This is a genomic window from Haloferax profundi (assembly GCF_001469865.1).
Taxonomy (GTDB): Archaea; Halobacteriota; Halobacteria; order Halobacteriales; family Haloferacaceae; genus Haloferax; species Haloferax profundi.
In genome coordinates this window covers 1-18,357 of the sequence record NZ_LOPV01000199.1, presented here as the reverse complement: position 1 = coordinate 18,357, position 18,357 = coordinate 1, and the positions used below count along the sequence as shown (strand labels likewise).

18 protein-coding genes and 3 pseudogenes are annotated in these 18,357 nt (G+C 59.5%); 10 read left to right on the top strand and 11 right to left on the bottom strand.

From position 1 onward, the window contains the following. Positions 1 to 257 (top strand): annotated as a pseudogene (locus AUR66_RS21920) (MmgE/PrpD family protein); the annotation flags it as partial. Positions 258 to 327: 70 nt separating this feature from the next. Beyond that, on the top strand, positions 328 to 1,098 hold the full coding sequence (locus tag AUR66_RS10140; RefSeq protein WP_058572314.1) for an IclR family transcriptional regulator: 771 nt from the start codon (positions 328 to 330) through the stop codon (positions 1,096 to 1,098). Between the two features lie 657 nt (positions 1,099 to 1,755). Here AUR66_RS10140 and AUR66_RS10135 read toward each other — a convergent pair. Beyond that, a complete protein-coding gene (locus tag AUR66_RS10135) occupies positions 1,756 to 2,850 on the bottom strand; it encodes a guanosine monophosphate reductase (RefSeq protein ID WP_058572313.1) in 1,095 nt (364 codons plus the stop codon). A gap of 431 nt (positions 2,851 to 3,281) precedes the next feature. Here AUR66_RS10135 and glmU point away from each other — a divergent pair, with 431 nt between their 5' ends. Together glmU and AUR66_RS10125 are read left to right on the top strand one after the other, a co-directional pair. Further along, positions 3,282 to 4,502 carry a bifunctional sugar-1-phosphate nucleotidylyltransferase/acetyltransferase gene (glmU, locus tag AUR66_RS10130; RefSeq protein ID WP_058572312.1) on the top strand — a complete coding sequence of 407 codons (1,221 nt, stop codon included), beginning with the start codon at positions 3,282 to 3,284 and terminating at the stop codon, positions 4,500 to 4,502. A 244-nt stretch (positions 4,503 to 4,746) separates the two neighbouring features. Beyond that, entirely contained in the window at positions 4,747 to 5,190 is a 444-nt protein-coding gene (locus AUR66_RS10125; RefSeq protein ID WP_058572311.1) for an Rrf2 family transcriptional regulator, read from the top strand. A 5-nt stretch (positions 5,191 to 5,195) separates the two neighbouring features. Here AUR66_RS10125 and AUR66_RS10120 read toward each other — a convergent pair whose 3' ends face one another. After that, a complete protein-coding gene (locus AUR66_RS10120; protein ID WP_058572310.1) occupies positions 5,196 to 5,555 on the bottom strand; it encodes a winged helix-turn-helix transcriptional regulator in 360 nt (119 codons plus the stop codon). 270 nt (positions 5,556 to 5,825) lie between these two features. Here AUR66_RS10120 and AUR66_RS10115 point away from each other — a divergent pair, with 270 nt between their 5' ends. After that, entirely contained in the window at positions 5,826 to 6,761 is a 936-nt protein-coding gene (locus AUR66_RS10115) for a ring-cleaving dioxygenase (protein WP_058572309.1), read from the top strand. A gap of 75 nt (positions 6,762 to 6,836) precedes the next feature. Next, positions 6,837 to 7,259, top strand: coding sequence for a hypothetical protein (locus AUR66_RS10110; RefSeq protein ID WP_058572308.1), 423 nt, complete (start codon positions 6,837 to 6,839; stop codon positions 7,257 to 7,259). A 70-nt stretch (positions 7,260 to 7,329) separates the two neighbouring features. Here AUR66_RS10110 and AUR66_RS10105 read toward each other — a convergent pair whose 3' ends face one another. Further along, positions 7,330 to 7,686, bottom strand: coding sequence for a hypothetical protein (locus tag AUR66_RS10105; RefSeq protein ID WP_058572307.1), 357 nt, complete (start codon positions 7,684 to 7,686; stop codon positions 7,330 to 7,332). Between the two features lie 121 nt (positions 7,687 to 7,807). Further along, positions 7,808 to 8,587, bottom strand: a complete 780-nt coding sequence (locus AUR66_RS10100; RefSeq protein WP_058572306.1) for a DICT sensory domain-containing protein — start codon at positions 8,585 to 8,587, stop codon at positions 7,808 to 7,810. Between the two features lie 164 nt (positions 8,588 to 8,751). Between AUR66_RS10100 and AUR66_RS10095 the strand changes: the two genes are divergently transcribed. Beyond that, on the top strand, positions 8,752 to 8,973 hold the full coding sequence (locus AUR66_RS10095; protein ID WP_058572305.1) for a hypothetical protein: 222 nt from the start codon (positions 8,752 to 8,754) through the stop codon (positions 8,971 to 8,973). A 65-nt stretch (positions 8,974 to 9,038) separates the two neighbouring features. Here AUR66_RS10095 and AUR66_RS10090 read toward each other — a convergent pair whose 3' ends face one another. The 5 genes from AUR66_RS10090 to AUR66_RS10070 all read right to left on the bottom strand — a co-directional run bounded on the left by AUR66_RS10090 (position 9,039) and on the right by AUR66_RS10070 (position 14,934). Further along, positions 9,039 to 9,599 carry an ArsR/SmtB family transcription factor gene (locus tag AUR66_RS10090; RefSeq protein ID WP_058572304.1) on the bottom strand — a complete coding sequence of 187 codons (561 nt, stop codon included), beginning with the start codon at positions 9,597 to 9,599 and terminating at the stop codon, positions 9,039 to 9,041. Positions 9,600 to 9,838: 239 nt separating this feature from the next. Beyond that, a complete protein-coding gene (gene glmS / locus AUR66_RS10085) occupies positions 9,839 to 11,656 on the bottom strand; it encodes a glutamine--fructose-6-phosphate transaminase (isomerizing) (protein WP_058572303.1) in 1,818 nt (605 codons plus the stop codon). Further along, positions 11,656 to 12,825 carry a sugar phosphate nucleotidyltransferase gene (locus AUR66_RS10080; protein ID WP_058572302.1) on the bottom strand — a complete coding sequence of 390 codons (1,170 nt, stop codon included), beginning with the start codon at positions 12,823 to 12,825 and terminating at the stop codon, positions 11,656 to 11,658. The genes glmS and AUR66_RS10080 overlap by 1 nt, the downstream gene beginning before the upstream one ends. Positions 12,826 to 13,237: 412 nt before the next feature. Next, positions 13,238 to 13,882 carry a DUF7344 domain-containing protein gene (locus AUR66_RS10075; RefSeq protein ID WP_058572301.1) on the bottom strand — a complete coding sequence of 215 codons (645 nt, stop codon included), beginning with the start codon at positions 13,880 to 13,882 and terminating at the stop codon, positions 13,238 to 13,240. Positions 13,883 to 14,400: 518 nt separating this feature from the next. Continuing rightward, positions 14,401 to 14,934, bottom strand: a complete 534-nt coding sequence (locus tag AUR66_RS10070; protein ID WP_058572300.1) for a DUF7344 domain-containing protein — start codon at positions 14,932 to 14,934, stop codon at positions 14,401 to 14,403. Positions 14,935 to 15,280: 346 nt separating this feature from the next. Here AUR66_RS10070 and AUR66_RS10065 point away from each other — a divergent pair, with 346 nt between their 5' ends. From AUR66_RS10065 to AUR66_RS10060, 3 genes and pseudogenes are all read left to right on the top strand, one after another. Then, entirely contained in the window at positions 15,281 to 15,556 is a 276-nt protein-coding gene (locus AUR66_RS10065; RefSeq protein WP_058572299.1) for a PadR family transcriptional regulator, read from the top strand. Between the two features lie 389 nt (positions 15,557 to 15,945). Beyond that, a pseudogene (locus tag AUR66_RS22575) lies at positions 15,946 to 16,161 on the top strand (RNA-guided endonuclease TnpB family protein); the annotation flags it as partial. A gap of 490 nt (positions 16,162 to 16,651) precedes the next feature. Then, positions 16,652 to 17,074: a hypothetical protein gene (locus AUR66_RS10060; RefSeq protein WP_058572298.1), complete on the top strand. Its 423-nt coding sequence runs from the start codon at positions 16,652 to 16,654 to the stop codon at positions 17,072 to 17,074. Positions 17,075 to 17,241: 167 nt separating this feature from the next. On the opposite strand, the gene AUR66_RS10055 is transcribed toward AUR66_RS10060, so the two are convergent. Next, the gene (locus AUR66_RS10055) at positions 17,242 to 17,847 is read right to left on the bottom strand and encodes a nitrous oxide reductase accessory protein NosL (protein WP_058572297.1); all 606 of its coding nucleotides are present in this window, start codon (positions 17,845 to 17,847) and stop codon (positions 17,242 to 17,244) included. A 113-nt stretch (positions 17,848 to 17,960) separates the two neighbouring features. Then, positions 17,961 to 18,357: pseudogene (locus tag AUR66_RS10050) on the bottom strand (phosphoglucosamine mutase); the annotation flags it as partial.

Below are 18,357 nucleotides of genomic sequence, written 5' to 3'. Positions count from 1 at the left end.
AGTACGAAGAGGCATTCCCCGACAAGTGGGGCGCCCGCGTGGAACTCGTCGGCCGTGACGGAACGCGATACGTCGGCGAACGTGACGTCCCTCGTGGAGACTATCGCGACCCACTCGGCGAGACAGCACTCACAGACCGAAACCGGACCCTACTCACGTACGGCCTCGGGTTGGAGAACGCCGACGAGGCAATCGAAGCGCTCGACGCAGTCGATTCAACCCCAGTCTCGGCCGTCGTCACCGTACTGAGTAAATAAAACGAACATGTGTTCGGCACTGCCGAACAAAACACGAACAATTATTGCGACACCCTTCACATTGGTACCTATGAACACGAACGAGTCAGGTGGGAGCGGGGTTATCGGTGCTACGAAAACGTCGTTCGGCATCGTCGAACACCTCCGTGATGAGGGCGCCAGCGGCGTCTCTGACGTGGCCATAGCGCTCGGAATCTCGAAGAGCACGGCACACAACCACCTCCAGACACTCCTGCGACTGGGATACGTCGTTCAGGTAGACGGGGAATACGCCTTGGGCCTCAAATTCCTCGACCTCGGTGACCACGCACGAACACGGCACGCACTCTACCACGCCTCGATTGGAGAGATGGACGACCTCGTGGACGCTGTCGGCGAGCGTGGGCAAGTGATGGTCGAAGAGAACGGCCGCGGCGTCTACATCTACCAGGTGAAGTCCGAGCAGGGCCTCCAGACCGACTCCCACATCGGGACGACTGTCGACCTGCACACGACCGCGGTCGGAAAATCCTATCTCGCCTTCTGCGACGAACAGCACCGGAACGAGATTCTCGGCGACGACTTGCCGCAACTCACCTCGAAGACGATAGACGACCGAGCGGAACTCGACGCGGAACTGGATGCGATTCGTGAACGCGGTCACGCGTTCAACGACGAGGAGCGAATCACTGGGATGCGCGCCGTCGGTGCGCCGATTCTCTCGGACGACGAGACCATCCTCGGTTCTATCAGTGTCTCCGGCCCGACGACGCGTATGAAAGGCGAATGGTACCACAGCGAGGTCCCAGAGATGGTCAAACAGGCCGCCCGCGTCATCGGTATCCGCGCGACGTACTCGTAGTTCTATTCTGCAGAACGCTCGTTCACTATCGGTGATTTCTTCGACTACCGTCTCGCACGCGAACCCTCACGAACCCCTAGTTGAACCATTACACCGGTACTGTTGTTAGCACGCGGCAGCCCGATGTCCAGCAACACATTACGTCAGTACACACGTAATGGAAAGACAGTTGCGAGACCGATATCTCCAGTCTGGAGTACGGGATCGGAGGTGTCTCGTGCGGCGTCATCAACCCCCTAACTATCAGTTTTGTATTATAGACAGATATCAAACTACTCGTTGAAGTGGCCACGACGGAGTTCGCAGTCGAAGGCGCAGTTTTCGACACTTTGAGGCCACGAGAACAGAATACAGAGAGTGAGAAGAATTCTTCCAGTAGAGAGAAGATGAGCAATCGGTCGCGCGGTGATTACCGTCCAAATCTGGGTGAGTAGCCCGTATCGTTGAGTTATTCGATAATCACGACGGTACTCGACCAAAATAGTCGTTTATAGAGAGTTCGACACAAGTGTCAGTATTTTTATCTTAAGCAGAATCCTCCAGAGACGTTCGTAGATAGACGGGGGAGGCGGTGAGATGCATCTAGTGGCCGTAGTGCAACGTACGAAAACTGCAATTGGAACGCGACGGCGGTACAGACCCGACGAATCGACGTCGTCAGTCTGCCAGCGGTGCCTGTCGCTCGTGGTCTCTCTCGGCGACGTCCTCGCCGTCGGCAGTCCGGTCGGCGAAGACGACTCCGTGCGCACCTTCCCGTTCTTTCGCGCTCCCAGCGACGCGGACGAACGCCGCGTTCTCCCGTGCAGCGCGAATCGTGTGGCCACCAGAGTAACTCACGCCCGACCGGATGCCCGCGAGGAATTCCTCTACGAGCGGTGCGACGGGTCCTTTGTACGGAGTGAGCGCTTCGACGCCCTCGCCTGCGTCGACGTCGCTCTGTTTGTCGTCGCGGTCAGATGCGGCCTCGGTCGATGCCATCCCGCGGGAGCGCTTGTACGTGTCGCCGCCAACTTCGACGACGTGCCCGGGTGCTTCGTCGGTGCCGGCGAAGAAACTCCCCATCATCACGGTGTCGGCACCAGCCATGAGCGCCTTCGCCGCGTCACCCGACGTGCGGATACCGCCGTCGGCCATGACGTGGATTCCCAAGTCGTGGGCGCGTTCGGCACAGTTCGAGACGGCCGTCAGTTGTGGGTATCCCGCACCAGCGACCTCACGCGTCGTACAGTGAGACCCGGGACCGACGCCGACTTTCACGCATCCTGCACCCGCCTCCCAGAGGTCTTCGACGGCCTCCGGCGTGACGACGTTGCCAGCGACGATTTCGGGGTCGAACTCGTCGCGGATGTGTGCGACTGCATCCAGACACCGTTCCATGTGGCCGTGTGCGATGTCCACGACGATGGCGTCTGCACCGGCGTCGAGGAGCGCCTCGGTCCGGTCGAGATACGCCTCGTCGATGCCGACAGCGCCAGCGACGGTGCCGCCGTCGTCTGCGACTGCTCGCACCTGTTCGGCCTGCTCGTCGGCGTCGAGGAAGCGATGGACGACACCCAGACCGCCGAGGTCCGAGAGCGTGGCCGCGAGGTCTGCTTCGGTGACAGTGTCCATTGCTGCACTGACGAGCGGCGTCTCCAACTGCAGGTTCGGCGTCACGTTGGTCGAGAGGTCCACGTCGCTCCGGCTATCGACCGGTGAGCGCTGTGGAACCAGCAATACGTCTCCATACGAGAGTCCTGTGCGAATCTCCATCGTAACCCTCCACAGCGGATGGGGCGTGACAGGATAGTTCCGACGGAGACGGCCCACGTCGCCGCGGAACGAAACTATTACCTCACCGAGTCCGTCTGTCTAATAACACACGGCGCCGCGTCCCGTGCGAATCTCCAACCCAATCGTAACCCCAACACATTCGCCGCTCGCGGGCCGTGTGGTTCGTATTCTGGCGAGCGGAAGTGCTGTTCGGACGACGCGCACCACGATAGTGAGGGGCGCACACTATTCGGAATCGTTATTTCCTGTTGAACCTGACAACCAGTTGCCGGACCGACCATCTACACGTCGGTAACGGTAGGTGGACAGAGGCACACCCCCACTAACGTCGCCGCTCAGTGGTCCCCCATCTCCTCTCTCGAACTGTATCAGTCCGAAGAAATTTCCTTCCCGCGGAGCGTCCATTAGGCATGCAAACCGTCATCCTCGCTGCCGGGCGCGGGACCAGAATGCGTCCGCTCACCGACCGACGACCGAAACCGATGCTTCCGGTCGCCGACAAACCGTTGGTCGCACACACTGCAGACGCGGCCATCGACGCCGGAGCGTCGAGTCTCACGCTCGTCGTCGGATACGAGGCAGGCGACGTTCGGTCGTACTTCGGTACGGAGCGAGGTGGAGTCCCGGTCGAATTTGCGGTCCAAGAGAAACAACGCGGAACCGCGGACGCAGTTCGAGCAGCGTCGGCATCTCTCGACCCTGAGGAACCCTTCGTCGTCCTCAACGGTGACGCCTTGTACGACGTGCCGTCGTTGACGACGTTGTACGGCGGCGGTGCAGCAGTCGGGTCGTACCGAGTCGACGACCCGAGGTCCTACGGCGTCTTAGAGACCGACGACGATGGGTTCGTCAACGGAGTCATCGAAAAGCCCGAGAACCCTCCGTCAGACCTCATCAACGCCGGTGCGTACGTCTTCCCGGCAGAGGCACAGACGTGGCTCAACGTCGCCGAGAGTGACCGCGGCGAACTCGAACTGACCGACGTACTCGCGCGAACGTGCGACGAATACGACGTTCGCGGCGTCGCGTTCGACCGATGGTTAGACGTGGGTCGGCCGTGGGAACTCCTCGAAGCGAACGAGTGGAAACTCGACGAACTCGAGACGCGCATCGACGGTGACGTGTCCGAGCAGGCAGAGCTCAATGGGACAGTCGTCGTCGAAGAGGGCGCGACGGTGCGCTCTGGTGTGGTTATCGACGGACCAGTCCTCGTTCGTCGCGGGGCCTCTGTCGGCCCGAATGCCTACGTTCGCGGACACACTGTCGTCGGCGAAGACGCGAAAGTCGGCCACGCCGTCGAGGTGAAAAACAGTGTGTTGATGGAAGGCGCAACGGTCGGCCACCTCTCGTACGTCGGCGACAGTGTCCTCGGACGCGACGTGAACTTCGGAGCGGGAACGAAAGTCGCCAATCTCCGCCACGATGGGGAACCCGTCCGACAGATGCTCAAAGGCGAACTCGTCTCGTCCGGACGACGGAAGTACGGCGTGATTCTCGGAGACGGTGTCAAGACAGGAATCAACGCCTCACTCAACGCTGGGGTCCGACTCCCGACTGATGGGACCGTCAAACCCGGCGAGTCTATCCTCTACGACCGGGTCGACGACGCTCCCGACACAGACGCCAACTGAGGGGTAGCGGCCGCGACGACCGTCACCGGCCGACAGATTGTCGTGTGAGTCTGAACGTCTGTCGGACCATCACGTTCGGAATCTCGCACTAATTGGACGTGTCTGTACAGTTTTTGTGATAGTATGCCCTCAGTCGTAGCACCTGAAGCGGGCATACCCGACCAAAAGTCGAGTTTTGAGGGCGTCGAGGAGGACGAGCGAGCCACCGTGAAATCTAAAATGGCCGTAGAACGAATCAGAGTATATGTCGAACAGCAGCCGATTCGTCGTCGCGACTCACGTGCTCACGAACTTGGCCGTGCGGCGCGACGAACGGCTGTCTTCCGACCGTCTCGCCTGGAGCGTCAACACGAATCCGGTCGTCATCCGGCAACTGCTCTGCTCACTTCGAGAGGCAGGTCTCGTGGACTCCAAGCGCGGTCCAACTGGTGGATTCACACTCGCGCGTGAACCGGGGGCCATCTCACTTCGAGACATCTACGAGGCGGTGGAAGACGGTGAACCGTTCTGTTTCCACGCGAACGAACCGAACGACGAGTGTACGGTTGGTGAACACATCCAACCAGTGCTCGACGAACTATTCGAACCCGCAATTCAAGCGATGCTCGACGAATTGGACGCCGTCACTGTCGCCGACGTCCACGAGACAGTGTTCGACGCCGCAGACGTCGACCCACTAGAGATTTAACGGGCTCAAGCAGTCGACTCGGCGGTTTCGACCTCGACGGGTGACTCTTCGAGCCACTCGTTCGCCCACTCTTCTATCTCGGTGAACACCGGGCACAGCGAGACACCCTTGTCGGTCAGCGAGTAGTACGTCGCGACGGGGGCGTCTTCTTCGAGTCGCCGGTTGACGAAGCCCGTCTCCTGGAGGTCGTCGAGGACGCGCGACAGCGTCCGGGAACTCGCGCCCGTCGAGCGCTTGAGTTCGTTGAACCGCTTCTCGCCGTCCTGTAGGTCGTGGAGGACGATGAGCCGCCACTGTGACCCAATCTGTTTCAGCGAGTCGATGATGGGACACGGTGCGTCGTCCACGGACATTTCGGAGGCCATACCCACCTCTGGAGTCACACCGACTTTAGTGGTTCGGTTAGTTCACCTACTTTCAAAACGTTACTTGGTTCGTCTGAACGCCCACGGGAACGAACACGCACTGACGGACGAAGCACGGTGACGTGCGAGTAACCAGGTTTCACCACTGTCAGAACAACTATATGTTCGGGCGAAACCTATGGAGATTCAGGTTCGAATCGTATCTCGGCAGGTTCGTCCAAACGGGGCAAACGTGCCGGTGGACCGATACGAAACACGACACCCACCACCATGCAGACGAACGGAATACACCACGTGACCGCTATCGCGGGTACCCCCACGGCGAACGTCGCCTTCTACACCGACGTGCTTGGCGTACGCCTCGTCAAGCAAACAGTCAACTTCGACGACACGCACACCTACCACCTCTACTACGGAGACGAGACCGGAACGCCGGGAACGATACTCACGTTCTTCCCGTTCGCCGGCGAACACCCCGGTCGACCCGGACGGGGTCAAGCGACGGCCACCGCGTTCACCATCCCAGACGGTTCAGTAGACTACTGGGAAGACCGTCTCCGCGCCCACGACGTAGAAGTCGACGACCGGACCACACGCTTCGGTGAGACTGTCCTCTCGTTCCGTGACCACGATGGGCAACCACTCGAACTCGTCACGGGAGACTCGCCAGTCGAACCGTGGACTGGTGGCCCAGTTCCATCTGACCACGCAATCCGTGGGTTTCACGGTGTGACGCTCCACTCGACCGACCCCGAGGTGACAGGGAGTATCCTCGGAGTTCTCGGGTACGAGCAGACTGCGTCGACGAAAGAGCGCCTCCGGTACACCACGAACGGCGACCGAGCGTCGGTTATCGACATCCTGACCAGCGACGGTCCTCGCGGACGACCGGGAGTCGGAACCGTCCACCACGTCGCGTTCCGAACGGCGGACGACGACGAGCAATCGGCGTGGCGCGAACGACTCACCGAGGCCGGGATGTACGTCACGAAACAGAAGGACAGACGCTACTTCCGGTCGATATACTTCCGAGAACCGGGAGGAGTCCTCTTCGAGATAGCCACCGACGAACCCGGGTTTACTCGGGACGAAGACCCCACCGCCCTGGGGACGGAACTCAAACTGCCCCCGTGGTTGGAAGCAGACAGAGACGTCATCGAAGACCGACTACCGCCACTCGACGTCGCCGCCGAGGCGGACGTCTGAATCGGAGTCCGCCGTCTCGGAAGGGATGACCTACGGAGGCGAAGCCGTTCTGTCGTCACAGTGCGTATCCATCTCATGCACGAGTTTCAGCCGGTCTCACTGACAGTCGTCGGTGAGAGTGGTGACACAGGTGGTGGCGTCTTCGAGTTCGAAGCGTCTGTCGTGCTGCTCCGTGGGGACACCCTCAACCTCTGGGTGGGAGACGAGCACTTCGTCGCCGACTCCGAAGGAGGGATTCAGCGGGGACAGTACGTCCTCGTGACGACACCGACGACTGGGAGCATCGCCCGAATCGTCGAGACGAGTGCTCCCGCGTCACCGGACCCACGTCGGCCAATCGAAGTCGAGCTCGAGTACAGATGGAACGCCGAGACGTTCGTCACAGAACCGACCGTCGAGTTCTGGACGCGTGACGAATTAGCCGTCACCGGGCCTCACGAGAGTCACACCGGGGGAGACGAACGCGTCGTCACGTTCGTCCGACCGACGAGTACGTGAGTGAAGTCTGACGGGCCAATAGCCGGTCTTCGACACCGACAGTGAACAGTATCAAATCCCCGTTGACACCTCACGCGAGCAGTCGAGAGAGGAGTAAGAAGACGCGTTTGAGGTTCTCTGAGAGACGAGTCTGGTTTTCAGAGAAGAGGACGATTTCGTCGTCGAGTGCGTGGACCTCGATGGTCCGTCCACGGTCGGTCGTGTCTTTCAGTTCGAGACCCTGAATCGAGTCGAGCGGAACGATGAGATACCGAAAGTCTTCGTCTTTGATGTCGGCGTTACAGTGGTCGCCGAAGATGTGGAGGCTGTGTTCTGTGACGCCGATTTCGTACCCGATGTAACTCATCCCGGTTATCTCTGCGCCGGCGCGGCCACCCTTTACTTTCCCCTTCAGTTGCGAGGGTTCGAGGAGGATACCGTCTACCATACGGGCCACTTCTGACCACCCAGTCGTAAGTATTCGCGCCCAGTTCTCGGTGTTGATTTTCGCAGACGGCGGTGGCTGCGAGAGGTAGTTCGAGAAGAGAGAATCGTGGCGGGCCGATGCGTTACACCGACTCAGATTCCGCCGGGTGAGTAGAGGACGAAGTTACCTCGCTGTCACCCCTCCCATCGGATTCGATGATAGAGTACGTCGTCGTCAGATGGCTGAGCACGTAGTCGACGGTGGACGGGTCGTACGTCCAGAAGCCCCGGAATCCCTGCCCATCGGGTTGTTCCTCGGCGACGAGACCACACTTGTAGTCGTCGACTCCATTTCCGTCGTAGACGACGAACCAGGAGCGACGGACCTCCGCAGAGCGAGCGAGGTGGAGTTGGAAGTTGTCCACTTTCGGAACGTCCGCAGACGGATAGATGTACGCGTGGACGAACAGGTCATTTCGTTCACCTAGTCGGTTGTACGACTCGAGTTGAGGGTCGAGGTTGTCGCCCGTCTGAAAGCCAGAGTGGAGTTGGCCAGCACCGACGCGCCACGCCCGGTCTTCTATCTCCCGCGTCGCGTTGAGCATCTTCTGCCGGTCGTACGACGTAAAGAGCGTCTCGTCGAGGTGGTCCAAGATAGGGGCGTACGACTCCCGTTCGAACCCGGGTTCGACGTCCTCGGCGTCTTTGAGGACGTGTGCGACGTCGACCGCGGTGTGAAACTTCTCTCCCGTCCCGAGGACGGCGTAGTTCGATGGCCCACTGTCGACCGTCGCCGCTTCGACCGAGACGTTTCGGTCCTCGAAGTGTTCGGCGAGACGGTCGACCACTCCCTCGCGCGGATTGAATACGGTGAGCGTCCGCTCAGCGGCGGCGACACCGGCGATCAACTCGCTGAGAGACATACTGAGTGGTGAAGACGTAGTACCATTATTTGATTCTTTGCATAAAATAAATAAGATGTATGAGCACTGGGCTTACTCGAAATTGAGTTTCTTCGAGAGATAACGAGTCACGTTATTTCGTATCATGGATTCTTAACTATGGGTGTCGGGGTCGTACATCCGGTATGATTTCTGGGTCCGACCAGTCGACTCCCCACGCGGACACCACCGGAACGGGAGTCCACGACTGGTTCGCGCGCGAGGCCCCGAGCATCGTCGCCGGTCTCGAAGCGTCGCAGTTCATCGGCCCCATCACCGCCGCCACGGCATGGGACCTCATCGCCGCTGGACATCCTGCCAAAGCGGTCGAACTCGTCCTCGAAGAAGTCGACGAGTCGTGGCGTTAGTGCACTGTCCGAGGGTCGTTTGGATGGCAGGAAGAGAGCCTCACAACAGCAATGTGCGCGTCAGGTCACCCGTCGCGCGACGTGGTATCGCGGATGTACAGTTCGACTAGCGCATCCAGAAGGTGTGGCGCTAACTCGAATCGCACGTCGACGCTGTTCTCCTCGTTGTCGTAGGAGAGTTGCTTCACGTCGATTGCAGCGAGCAGCGTCCGCATCGAGTCCACCACGTAGTTGCTCGCACCTGCCTCGACGCGGAGGTCGTCGCCGAGGTGGATAGACAGACCGTCGACGACCGTCTCGTAACACGTCTTGTTCGGTGTCTCGACCCGCTGGCTCCGTTCGACGAGTCCGAGCGACGAGAGCGTCTCTAAGCGTCGATAGATAGTCGATTCGGAGACACTACAGTTCTCTGCGAGTTCTTCTGCGGTCATCGGGGAATGCTTGCAGGCCAACAAGACCTCACGTGAAACGCTATCTCCGAGGGCGTCGAGGAGTTCGTCGTCAGTAGACTCCGGAGGGACGTCTGTACTCGATGGGGGTGGGACCTCGTCCGCGTCACCCGTCAGCGGTCCGTCGGGGTCGTCTGACGACGAGAGGACGTCGTCCACAAGTTCTCGTCGTGTCATCGTGTGCTACCAAACGTCGGCAAGGAATATGTAATCGGCGCCTACAGTATTCTTATTATTTCATTTATCCTGATACATCTGTCGTGCCAGACGGCGTCGGGGTGAGCGAAGAAAACAGCAGACTGCGTCTGTTAGGTGAAGGAAAACAGCCGAAAAACGAGACAGTGTACCGTGTCAGTCAGCCAGAACAGCGGACACGCCGGTGTGGGTCCACTGGATGGTGGAGTGGGTGCGCGCGCTCACTCGACGGTGACACACTTCGCGAGGTTGCGCGGCTTGTCGATGGGTCGTTCGAGCAACTTCGCCGCGTGGTACGCGACCAGTTGTAGTTGGACGTTCGCGAGGATACCCGCGATTTCTGGGTGCGTCTCGGGAATCGTGAGGACGTGGTCAGCGAACTCGACGACTTCGGTCGACCGCTCGCTCGTGACGGCGACGACCGGTGCACCCCGCGCTTGGACTTCCTTCATGTTGCTCAGCGTCGCCTCGTCCTCGTGGCCAGTGAAGATGGCGAACACTGGCGTAATCGGGGTGACGAGCGCGAGTGGACCGTGCTTGAGTTCCGACGCTGCGAACCCTTCGGCGTGTTCGTACGATATCTCCTTGAACTTGAGCGCACCTTCGAGGGCGACGGGGTGGGCTGGACCCCTGCCGATGAAGAAGTACGCATCGCTGTCTTGGTACTCGATTGCGATTTCGCGCGCCGTGGAGGTGTCGAGAATCTCTTGGACGTCGCCGGGGAGGCGCGCCAGTGCCTCCATCAGGTTCCGGGCGTCTGGAGATTTCGTTCCCTCGATATCCTCGGCGATGCGTTCCGACAGGAGCGCGAGCGCCGTCACCTGTGACGAGAACGTCTTGGTCGCCGCGACTCCAATCTCTGGACCGGCACGGAGGAGCATCTCGTCGTCACACTCGCGGGTAATCGACGACCCGACGACGTTGGTCATGGCGAGAGTCCGTGCTCCCGAAGCGCGGGCGCGGCGGACGGCGTCGAGCGTGTCGGCCGTCTCGCCGGATTGACTGACCGCGACGACGAGGGTGTTCTCCGTCACCGGCGGATTGACCACCGAGTACTCACCGGACATGAACGCGTACGCGGGAATGCCACGTGCGTTGAGCAGCGACGCCGCGTACATCCCTGCGTGGTGCGACGTTCCCATCGCGATGAGGTGAACTTGCTCCACGTCGCTGAACGTTCCCGGCGGGAACTCGTCTAACTCGACGCCACCGGTGTGGGTGTTCAGTCGACCCTGCGTCGTCCGGCGGAGTGCACCGGGTTGCTCGTTAATCTCCTTGTACATGTAGTGTTCGTAGCCACCCTTCGTCGCCGTCTCGGGGTCCCACTCGATGTGCTCGACCGGTCTATCGACCGGCCGGCCAGCGGAATCGGTAATCTCGTAGCCATCCGGGCGGGTCACGACGAAGTCGCCGTCGTGCAGGTAGACGACGCGTTGGGTGTGCTGGATGAACGCCGGCACGTCGCTGGCGAGGAAGAACTCGCCGTCGCCCACGCCGAGGACGAGTGGCGACCCAGAGCGGGTCGCGTAGATAGCCTGGTCGTCGCCGATTATCGCTGCGATAGCGTAGCTCCCGGAGAGACTGCCGATAGCGGCGCGGAAGGCCTCGTCGGGTGTCGCACCGTTTCGGAGGTTCTCTTCGATGAGATGCGGGACGACTTCGGTGTCCGTCTCGCTGCTGAAGGTGTGGCCCTTCGATTCGAGTTCGGACCGAAGCGACTGGTAGTTCGAGATGATACCGTTGTGGACGACGGCGACGTTGCCGGACTCGTCAGTGTGCGGGTGCGCGTTGCCGTCGGTGACGCCACCGTGCGTCGCCCACCGGGTGTGGCCGATACCGTAGTTCCCGGAGATGGGGTTCTGTTCGACTGCCGCGACGAGTTCGGACACTTCGCCGACACGCTTCGTCAGCGAGATACCGGCCTGGTCTTTGACTGCGATGCCAGCAGAGTCGTAGCCGCGGTACTCCAACCGCTGGAGGCCGTCCATGATGGAATCGACCGAGTCGTCTGCGCCGATGCAGGCAGTGATTCCGCACATCAGTGCGTCACCTCCACGCGCTCGCGGACGTCACCATGGAGGACCGTCCCCGCGCCGACGATTGCTTCGGCACCGACGCGACTCCCCGGAGAGAGCGTCACGTTCGCACCGACTGTCGCACGGTCACCGACGATACTGCCGAGTTGGCGGTCCGTGTACAGACGCCCTTCGAGGATGACGTCTGCCTGCCCACCGGGCGAGACGACACCGTCGCCGATGTGTCCACCGGGCCCGACGACGGAGTCTCGGAGTATCGCTCCGGCGTCGATGCGGGCATCGGTCGAGAGGATGGACCGCTCGACGACGCTGTTCGCGCCGACGACAACGTTGTTCTGGAGGCAAGACCCGGGCCCGACGACGGCACCCGGACCCACGTCGCAGTCGTCACCGATGACGACTGGGTCCTCGATGACTGCCTGCTCGTGGATGCGCGCGGACGTCGAAATCGAAGACGATTCGAGACGCGCGAGGAGCATCTCGGTCACAGAGAGGAGCCCCCACGGGTGGGAGGGGTCTAGCCAGCCACCGTTGACCGTGACCGACGAGACGTATCCGTCCAGGCGGTGGATGACGTCCGGGAGTCTGGTCTCACCCTCGTACGATGGCGTCCGGCGGAGTGCATCGAAGACAGACTCGTCGAACGCGTAGACGCCCGCGTTGACGAGGTAGCCGTCACCATCGTCCGCGTGTTCGTCGATGTCGGAGATGCGGCCGTCGTGTTCGACGACGACACCGTACTCTTCTGGCGTCTCCGAGGACGCGACAGCGAGTGTCGCGACGGAGTCAGTCATCGAGAATCGTTCCAACACACTCGAGACGATGTCCGCATCGATGACGTTGTCACCGTTGCAGACGACGAACGAGTCGGAGACGTGTCCCTCGGCTTGCAGGAGGGCGTGACCACTGCCGAGTCGCGAGTCCTGACGGACGAACTCGATGTCGGCATCCGGGTAGCGAGCAGAGAGGTGTGTCTGGATGCGCTCGGACCGGTGCCCCACGACGACGACGACGTGTTCGATGCCGCACTCGAACAGAGAGTCGAGGACGTACTCGATGACCGGCCGGTTCGCCACAGGGAGCATCGGTTTGGGCTGGAACGTGGTGAGTGGTCGGAGCCGCCTTCCTTCGCCAGCAGCGAGCACGACTGCCTCCGTGATGCGGTGGTTCATGCGCCACCACCCGAGACGAGCGTACCTTCAGAACGTATCCGTGACTGGGCACAAATCATACCAGTGTTTGGGGGAGCGACGGAGATTGTTATACAGCCAATTCTCGAATCGGGGGGGTCGTTAGGGCCACATATGTTAATTGGTGTCACGGTCAGAGGCGAGCGAAATCTGGGAGATCGACGGTATGGATACTCCTAATCGTCGGGAGAGAGACGTCGAGCGTCTGCAGAATCAAACCAGACGACGACTGTCCGGTGTTCGTGAACACCTCGTGGTGTCCAACTCGGAGAGAGCGACCACCAGAAGGCGATACCCGAGGCTGAGCGACGTGACTCGCGGACGGGGTAGATAGACTCGGGAGTCGTCCCGAGTCACTCGTGAAAACGAAGTGTAAGTCGTTTCGAACCGGAGATTACGCAGCGAGGCGGTCCTTGTACGACTCCATCGCGGTGATAGCCATGAGCGTCGCGGTGCTCAGGACGGCCCATCCCGCAGCAGGAATCTGTTCGAGACCGGGGACACCGAGCAGTCCGGCAGAGACAGTCGTTGCCACGGCGGCGGCGATCGTCAGGTTCCGCTTCGGTGACGAGACGAGACTCTCGGATTCCTCGGCGGCGTCCGAGGCGTTCGAGACGTTACCGTTGAGGTACGTCTCGAGTTGCTCTGCGGCATCGAGCAACGTGATGTCACCTCGGTTCTTGTCGAAGTCGACGATACCCGCCGAGTCCATCTTCGGGAGGTGGCACTGGTACAACCCGATGTACACGCGCTTGCGTTGACTCGAAGAGAGGGCCTTGATGTCGATGTCGTTCTCTTTCGCCGCGATGAATTCGGCCATGTCGCCGAGTTTCGCTTCGCCTTCGTGTTCTTTCAAGTAGCGGAGTGCGTCGCGGCGGCGTTGGTTCTTCAGAATCTCGAAGACGACGTCCTTCGAGAGAGACTCTGATTCTTGTTCGGAGACTTCACAGCTTCCTCCGGTCGTTTCTGCTATCTGTTCCGGTGCTGTCTGTTCGACAGCGTCAGCGTCAGTGTTCGTTTGGAGCGAATCGGTTACCATTGTTCCTTCCTCCCCCACTCGCGTATTCGCGTGACGTCGGTCGTCACCACGACCGAAGCTGGCACGTCGTGTGGTGTTCCGACAGTCGGTCACCACTCAGGCACAGACCACAGCGTAGGTCACTCCACCAGGTGCGACCTAACACACGAGGGTTACCGAGACTATACGACAGATGAGGATATATACCTGCCTGACAATCCCAGACATTGATTTGTCCGACCGTTAGGGTCTCAAAATGTGCGAGTAAATCGGTTGTAACAATCTATATTAACTCAGATTTTCAATTATCCCGATACAACGTCTAGAATTCTGATAGCCGCGCAGTGACTCGATTATTTACTTTGTACCAATCGGATTCTCGCAACATTCTCGTTAGCTGATTACTTCCATAGTCAATTTGAAAATTCGGTGGTAGCAAAAAGTGAGAATACCAATTGTATATGCCAACACGCCGCATTCGGTGGTCCAACCGGGCCCTATCGAGTCGAGAAACTATCGGTCGCCGGGTCATCTCTCCCCTACTCGACGAGTGCTTCGAAGGCGTCAGGCGGTGTGCCCCCTTGTTCTTCGAGGAAGTACTGTGCAAGTACCAAGGCGACGAGTGCAGTCGAGACGAAGATGGCGACGGCCGCCCACGAGAGGAGGGCGAAAACGGGGAGTCCAGCCCAGAGTCCCACGATCATCACCCACCCGAGAACACCGAGTGAGCCGTAGTATCTCGTCCACGAGCGGCCAGTTTCGGTCTGCATCCAGAAGAACCCGCGACTAGCGACGTCCGAGACGAGAGCGACGTTTCGTTCTTCTTCGTCGTACTGGACGAGGCCCGCCGACTCGAGTTTCGGAAGGTGCGTCTGGTACAACGAGATGTACACTCGTTGCCGTTCCTCGTCGGTCACGTCTTCGACCGCCGTTTCGTTCTCTCTGGCGGCGACCATCGCAGCAAGTTGCTTTAACGAGATAGCCTCGTCTGCTCGGTGGAGGAAATACAGGATTTGCCTCCGACGCGAGTTGCTGAGGATGCGGAACAGCTCGTCTTTTGATAGGGATGTCATCGGTGTGTGCGGGCGGTCCCGCGCACGCCGCGCGAGAGGACCATAGCTCCGGTTGACCAATGTACACCACATGTGACCTTTGTTATCGTGACATTTCTGGGAGGCACTGGACCAATATTGGACGAAATTTAAGTTCATCTTCATCAGAAAGTCCGGCACACGTAGACGGTCAGTACCCTGGTTTTATCTCGTAAATCGAGATGATTACCGGAGGGGAGGGGTGTTGAGAAAAGTCAAATGTGCAATAGATGTGTTCTCGCGCGTTCCCAGCGGTAATGAGACCAATTATCCAGTATAGAGGTGGCTAACAATACCAGAGTACGGCGATAATATGAGTTGAGACTACATGTTCGAATTGACTGGCTTCCAGCGCGACCTACTGTACGTCATTGCCGGTGCGGAGCGACCCTCCGGCCAAGAGATAAAAGAGATGATCAGCAAGGACGTGGGCGAAGTGAATCACGGACGCCTCTACCCGAACCTCGACGCACTCGTCGAACAAGGCTACGTCAACAAAGGTCAACACGACCGGCGGACAAACTTCTACGAGATGTCGGAGAAAGGTCGAGAGTCGATTCTCGCACGGCGAGAGTGGGAAGACCAACACGTCAGCTTCCTCTAGTACGCCACGAACAGTGAGTTTCCGACGCGCGAGTGGGTCGTGAAACCGTCACTTCGAACAGCGACCGGACTGGAGTGTTCGTGCCAGAGGGTACTCCGGAGCACCGGTCTAAGGTGACACGCGGGCGGGAGAACGCTACCACGGTTCGCGTTCACTCGTCGAACCGTCTTCGACGACGAGAAGAGAACTGTCCTCGATGAAAGCGGCGAGACGAATCCCGCTGTCTCTCTTTTTCGGTACCGTGCCGGCGTCGAGAGCCATCACTCTTCAGGCGTCGACGGAAGTGACGTTCCCACCTACTGGACAGTACCGGTCTCGGGTGTGAGCCACGGAATCGATCCAGGCGAGTCGCTAGTTCCGTGCACGAGGTGCCAGTGGAGCGACCGCTCGCGAACCGTGTTGAACGCGGGTTGTGTGTCTGCGATGACTGCGGTATAGTGGCTAACGCTGACGTGAATGGTGCTGAGGACATTCGACAGAACGTATCTCCGAGTTCACCGAGTCCGTCGACGAATAGGAGTAGTGACTGGTCGACACAGCCATCGACGTACCTGTTCGACACAGAGAGCGGATGCTTCGCACCACAAGAACAGACCACATCGTAAACCACGATATCCCAACGTGATCGAGAGTCCTCACCATTCAGGGCAGGGAAGACGTCGACTCAGTCGTGTTCACATCGTCGACCGTGCGGTTCGTCAGAACGCAACTGTTTCGGGCCACAGGGAGCTATTCGCGTTCTCGCGAACGACCCTCCCGTACCGCTGGCCCCTGATTAGATAGAGAATCATCCGAAACACTGCGGAGGGTCAGAAGAAAAATATCACAATACAGGACATTGGAATTCCACCAAATATTTCAGAATATTTACTGTGTCTGCTCCGGGGACAAAGCAGTCATTAATGCGGTCATAAGAAAGTGATTAATACAGCGATAATAAGCTGCTGTACAGCGATTTTTGGGTTCGAAGCGAAAACGTATCGTATAATAACTCGTGACTGTCGATATCTGAATAGTATTAGGATTAGATATTCATGTCTTCTTACTAATGTAATTATCGCAACATTTATGGACCTAATCCGCAACTCCAGAAACATGGTAAGCGAACGGTCCACCGGGCAGGGCCCCGAGAACAAGACTGAAAATGCTGTCGGCAGGCGGGGATACCTCGCGCTGTTCGGTTCAGTAACTGCTGCGGGTACGCTCGCAGGCGTCTCTGGGCTCGGCTCGGCGACAGAACAGTCCGACGAATCATCTCCGAGCGATGGCGACCACACGCTCGTCGTCGCAGGTACTGGCTCACTCTCGTCGTTCGAGGTGACCGTCAGCGGAGAAATCTCACCACTGAACTCGAACGGTGCACTCAGCACCACGGGAGCAGTCGGACCGGCGGCAGAAGGAACCGTCGGCGACGACTCACGGAGCTACCAGTTCGACGGAGACATCACGAACTTCCAGTCGACCGACTCCGTGTCAGTGTACGTCGACGGCGTCCGTGTGCCGACCAACTCGTTCTGAGAGCCGTCCAGAGCGCCGTTTTCCGGTCACCACTCTCTGTGCACCAGACGCACGTCTGTGAATCGCCACCGGTATCGAACCGATGGCCGGCGCGGGCGAGTCCCTCCAGTTACGGTTTTTTCGAGTGACCGACGGCTACGAACACAGCAATCGACACCTCGTGAGACCTACGAGCGCACGTAGCCACGCAGCCATTCGGCTGTGATGTCGGTGAATCCGACCGTCGACCCACCGTGGTCTTCGACGAAGACATCGGCATCGTCCGCCGACGAGAAGGGAATCAGGTCTCTCCCCATCCCACCGAGGACCGCACTCCCGACGACGTAGGTCATCTCGGTGGCGTCGCCAAAGGTATCCGCACCCGTGTGTGTCGAGATGAACGTGTCTCCCCCGTCGCTGGTGAGCGAATAGTCCACGACAGAGTAGTCTGTGACGTAGATTGCCGTCTCGTTCCAGCCCATCTGCTCGTGTTCGAAGTAGTAGGGAAACAGTCCCATACTCAGCGTGTGGAACCACGCCGGGTTTTCGTGTCCGTCTGGCGCGTTGTCACGGTAGAAAATTTGTCCGTTCGGGCCGGCGTGGAGGCCGATGACCATGCCACCCTGGTCGTCCTCTTTCCCACCAGAGAGGTCGATTGGCGCAGGTTTCGACGCGGAATCGCCGCCAAGACACCCAGCGAGTCCCACGGTTGTACCCACAGCGAGCGCCTTCAGTGTGGTCCGTCGAGTGACTCTGTTCGGTGACGCCGGGGCATCTGGGGGAACGTCGTTCATCGGTTCGTTGGTTCTGACTCCTGCGTCATCGTATTTAAACTGTGAGAAGTGTGACGCACCGACGAAGCAGCGTCAGATTCGAACGAACGGGTCGAAATCGAGTGGAAGAGCGCTCAGGCGACGACACGTGCACCCTCGACGAGAGCGCGTGCTTCCTGGAAGAGGTGGTCTGCCTCAGACGAATCCCGTGCTTCTGCCGTGATACGGACGAGTGGTTCGGTCCCACTGGCGCGAACGAGGAACCAGCCATCGTCGGTGTCGACGCGGATTCCGTCGATGGTATCGACGTTTTCGTACTGGGCGTGGATTTCACGAGCGATTCGGTCCATCGCCCGGGTCTTGTTCTCGAACGAGAGACTGGTCCGGCGTGTCGTGTAGGCGTCTCCGCCGAGCGATTCGACCTGTTCAGAGAGCGGACCCTCGCGCGCGACGAGTTCGGTGAGTTTCAACGCGGCGTAGTGTCCGTCCGGGGCGAGCGTCTCGTCGGGCCATATCCACGCGCCAGAGGGT

Coding starts and splice junctions, on each gene's coding strand:
- AUR66_RS10140 (WP_058572314.1), top strand. CDS start 328: ATGAACACGAACGAGTCAGGTGGGAGCGGGGTTATCGGTGCTACGAAA.
- AUR66_RS10135 (WP_058572313.1), bottom strand. CDS start 2,850: ATGGAGATTCGCACAGGACTCTCGTATGGAGACGTATTGCTGGTTCCA.
- glmU (WP_058572312.1), top strand. CDS start 3,282: ATGCAAACCGTCATCCTCGCTGCCGGGCGCGGGACCAGAATGCGTCCG.
- AUR66_RS10125 (WP_058572311.1), top strand. CDS start 4,747: ATGTCGAACAGCAGCCGATTCGTCGTCGCGACTCACGTGCTCACGAAC.
- AUR66_RS10120 (WP_058572310.1), bottom strand. CDS start 5,555: ATGGCCTCCGAAATGTCCGTGGACGACGCACCGTGTCCCATCATCGAC.
- AUR66_RS10115 (WP_058572309.1), top strand. CDS start 5,826: ATGCAGACGAACGGAATACACCACGTGACCGCTATCGCGGGTACCCCC.
- AUR66_RS10110 (WP_058572308.1), top strand. CDS start 6,837: ATGCACGAGTTTCAGCCGGTCTCACTGACAGTCGTCGGTGAGAGTGGT.
- AUR66_RS10105 (WP_058572307.1), bottom strand. CDS start 7,686: ATGGTAGACGGTATCCTCCTCGAACCCTCGCAACTGAAGGGGAAAGTA.
- AUR66_RS10100 (WP_058572306.1), bottom strand. CDS start 8,587: ATGTCTCTCAGCGAGTTGATCGCCGGTGTCGCCGCCGCTGAGCGGACG.
- AUR66_RS10095 (WP_058572305.1), top strand. CDS start 8,752: ATGATTTCTGGGTCCGACCAGTCGACTCCCCACGCGGACACCACCGGA.
- AUR66_RS10090 (WP_058572304.1), bottom strand. CDS start 9,599: ATGACACGACGAGAACTTGTGGACGACGTCCTCTCGTCGTCAGACGAC.
- glmS (WP_058572303.1), bottom strand. CDS start 11,656: ATGTGCGGAATCACTGCCTGCATCGGCGCAGACGACTCGGTCGATTCC.
- AUR66_RS10080 (WP_058572302.1), bottom strand. CDS start 12,825: ATGAACCACCGCATCACGGAGGCAGTCGTGCTCGCTGCTGGCGAAGGA.
- AUR66_RS10075 (WP_058572301.1), bottom strand. CDS start 13,882: ATGGTAACCGATTCGCTCCAAACGAACACTGACGCTGACGCTGTCGAA.
- AUR66_RS10070 (WP_058572300.1), bottom strand. CDS start 14,934: ATGACATCCCTATCAAAAGACGAGCTGTTCCGCATCCTCAGCAACTCG.
- AUR66_RS10065 (WP_058572299.1), top strand. CDS start 15,281: ATGTTCGAATTGACTGGCTTCCAGCGCGACCTACTGTACGTCATTGCC.
- AUR66_RS10060 (WP_058572298.1), top strand. CDS start 16,652: ATGGTAAGCGAACGGTCCACCGGGCAGGGCCCCGAGAACAAGACTGAA.
- AUR66_RS10055 (WP_058572297.1), bottom strand. CDS start 17,847: ATGAACGACGTTCCCCCAGATGCCCCGGCGTCACCGAACAGAGTCACT.